The sequence below is a fragment of the Streptomyces capoamus genome (assembly GCF_014654935.1).
GTDB lineage: Bacteria > Actinomycetota > Actinomycetes > Streptomycetales > Streptomycetaceae > Streptomyces > Streptomyces capoamus.
The window spans coordinates 36098-39294 of record NZ_BNBF01000009.1 but is presented as its reverse complement, the minus strand read 5'-3'; the positions used below and the strand labels follow the sequence as shown (position 1 = coordinate 39294).

The 3197-nt window shown below is 75.7% G+C and carries 1 protein-coding gene and 1 pseudogene; both read right to left on the bottom strand.

Annotation, left to right across the window (positions count from 1 at the left end; genetic code table 11):
- Positions 1–2638: CHAT domain-containing protein (locus tag IE312_RS16145; protein ID WP_189982357.1), on the bottom strand; the 2638-nt coding region annotated here is incomplete at its 3' end.
- Between the two features lie 13 nt (positions 2639–2651).
- Positions 2652–3197: pseudogene (locus IE312_RS16140) on the bottom strand (hypothetical protein); the annotation flags it as partial.

Below are 3197 nucleotides of genomic sequence, written 5' to 3'. Positions count from 1 at the left end.
GCACGCTCCAGTTGGCGCCGACCACCGTACGGACCCGCCCCGCCAGCAGCGTGGTGCTCAGGCTGAACGCCTCGTCGAGGCCGCGGGACGACCGGCCGGTGCTGCACGCGGCGAGGACGGCGAGGGCGATCCGGCGGTCCGGGCCCTCCCCCAGTGTCTGCACCAGCTGTTCCGCGGCGAGGTGCTCGCCCCCGTGGAGCAGCACGTAGGAGCTGTCGCCGGCCGCGGTGCTCTCCTCGACGATGCCGTGGCAGGCGAGGTGCAGCAGGGGGCCGCCGTCGGGGTCCGCCAGCCAGCGGAGCACCTCCGCGCGGGTGCCGGCGCCCTCCGGGCCGGGCTCGCCGTCCGGCATCCGGCCGATGTAGCGGGCGTCCGGGTAGAAGGAGTCCTTGACGGCCAGCGCCTCGAGACGGGCGGCGGGCAGGTCCCGGGCCGCGCCGGCCGGGTCGGGGTCCCCGACGACCAGGCCGGCCCCGGTGAGGGGGACGGGGCTGCGCCACGCCGACTCGCACAGCAGCCGGGCGGAGGGGGCGTAGGAGAAGACCACGTCCTCCATCGCGTACCGCCAGGTGCCGTCCTCGGACCGGGTGCGCGCCGCGTGCCACGGCACCCGGGCCAGTTCGCGCACGGGGACGAGCACCAGTCGCAGCGGCCGTTCCCCGGGCGGGGCCAGGGGGCCCCGCAGCAGGGGGCCCACGGCCGCGTCCCAGGCCCACTCGCAGATCCCGTCGAGTGCGCGCGGCGCCGCGATCCGGGCGTCGCGCAGGGCGCTGTCGCGGATGGGTGCGTCCCGTCCCGCCATGCCCCGCGCGGCGTCCGCGAGGAAGGTGTCGAAGGCCGCGATGCCGGCGTCGTTGAGGTCCGGCAGCAGTGTCCAGTTCGCGGGGGCGTCGGCGGGGATCACCACGGCGGCGCCGTTGCGCTCGTCGCCGGGCAGGAGGTAGACGAGTGCGTCGGCGCCCAGGGCGCGCAGGGCGGCACGGATCTCGGGGGCCTCCGGCGGATCGAGCAGCCGGGTGGTCCCGTCCGCCGGGCCGGCCGCGGGCGAGCCGTCGTCGGTGAGGGGGATGCCGGCGAGGGCGCTGACCACCCGCCGCCTCAGTTCGCTCGGCTCCTCCCCCGGGGCGCTGCTCCGCCTGGCCCGGCGCCACTCCTCCGCCAGGGCCGTCTCCCCCGCCGCGGCGAGCCGGGCCTCGGTGTCCCGGGTCTCGGTGGTGGCGTACAGGATGAGCCCGCGGCCGATCTCCAGGGCGGCGGCGGCGCCGTCGGCGTCGTTGTCCGTCAGGCACCAGCGCGCGGTGGTGAGGGCGTCGTCCGCGGCGTCGCGGGCCGCGGCCTGCATCGCGTCGGGCGTGCTCTCCAGCAGCACGCGCCAGGCGTGTCCGCGCAGTCCGCGCAGCGCCGTCCGGCGGCACAGCGGCGCGCGCCCCGACAGCCGGTAGGCGTGGGCGAGCCCCATGGCGATGGTGGCCCACAGTCCGTGCGTGGTGGAGGCGGCCAGTTCCCGTGCCTTATCCAGCAGTTCGGTGCCGGTCTCCAGATCGCTCCGGCCGCCCGACATCTCCACCCGGCGCAGATGGGCGTTGCCGGCCAGGAGCAGGTACTGGGGACGGTACTGGTCGTGTTCGGAGGTGAGCGACAGCACCTCGGTGAACCGGCGGACGGCTTCGTCCACGGACTGCGGTGTGTCCGCCGCGAGTTGGGTCATGGCGAGCTGGGACAGCAGCAGGGCCCGCTCGGCGTCCGGCAGTCCGGGCCGGCCCGCCGCGATCCGCATCCGGTCGATCTGGTCCTCGCCGGGTGGCCGCACGGACCCGCCCCGGCGGGCCGCGCCGCCGGTGACGAGCATCTCCAGCATGGGTACGAGCGAGTCCAACGCCTCCTGCGCGGAGGCCCGCAGCGCGGGAGGCATCCGGTCCGCGGCCTGCCGTAGGCGGTCGAGTGTCTCCAGGGCGCCCTGGGCGTCGCCCCGCACGGCCTTGGTGTTGGCCTCCTGCAGCAGATCGAGGATCGTGCCGTGTCCCGCCAGCGGCGATCCGGGCCCGAGGCCCTCGACGAGGTCCCGGACAGCCCGCGAGACCTCCTCGTTGGGGCTCACACCCTGGGTTTCCTGGGCGATCAGGTGCTGCAGTCCGATCCGGGCCGCCCGGACGAGCGTGGCATGGGGCTGGGTGTCACCCACGATCCGCGCGTACCGCTCCAGGTCCAGGAGCGCGGCGCGCGGGCGGAAGCCCGGGCGGTTCTCCTGCCAGGCCACGAGCAGGTCGGCCGCCCGCAGAGCGGCCGAGTTCACGGGCCACTCCGGCAGGGGGGACGGGTCGGCGTCGGCGATGCCGGCGAGGGTGACCGCCGCGGCCATGCGGGCGGAACCCAGCAGCGACCCGGACCGGAGCAGGGACGTCGCGATGACGGACGCCAGCTTGGCCCGTCCCGCGAGCTGTTCGGGCAGGGCGTCGAAGTCGGCGAGGGCGGCGTCGATGTCGGCGGGGTCGAAGCCGACGGCCTCGAAGCGGCTCACGTGAATCCAGCAGCGGGTGAAGAGCCAGGGGGCGCGGTCGTCCGCTCCCACCATCTCGATGGCCTGGGTGGTCCGGGAGAGCACCGTGTCCAGCCCGTCCGGTCGCGTCGCGTCGGTCATGGGGCCGTCCTTGTCACTCGGAGCGGGAAGGGGAGGTGGGGGGAGGGGGCGCATGGTGTACGGCACGGATCCACGCCACGCCGGTGAAGTTCTTCGCGGCGACCTCGATCTCGGCCCTCGTGAAACCGCCGGCCGGCAGCCCCGCGTAGCCGGCACCGACGAGGTCCCGGTGGAGCGAGTCGGAGAAGGCGACCACCAGATGGGTGTCGGGGAAGGCGTCGAGGGCACGGCGTACGGGGCCGGAGTCGAGCACCCGGAAGAGGTCCACCACCGCCGAGCCGGCGTAACCGCTGTCGGCCTCGTGGACGATGCCCTGGTGGAGACTGGCCCGCATCCGGATCGGGCGCGGGTGCGCCGAGTCCTCCCCGACCGGTCCGCCGGCGGCGCCCGGGGTGCCGTCGTTGGCCTCCGCCAGTCCGTGGGCCAGTCCGTCCAGGAGGCGGGGGACGACCCGGGTCTCGTCGGTGCCGGGTTCGAGGACGACCAGGTAGCCGTCGCCCTGTGCCTGGCGTCCGCAGCGCTCCCAGACCACGCCCGCCCGCCGGCATGCCGAGCGCAG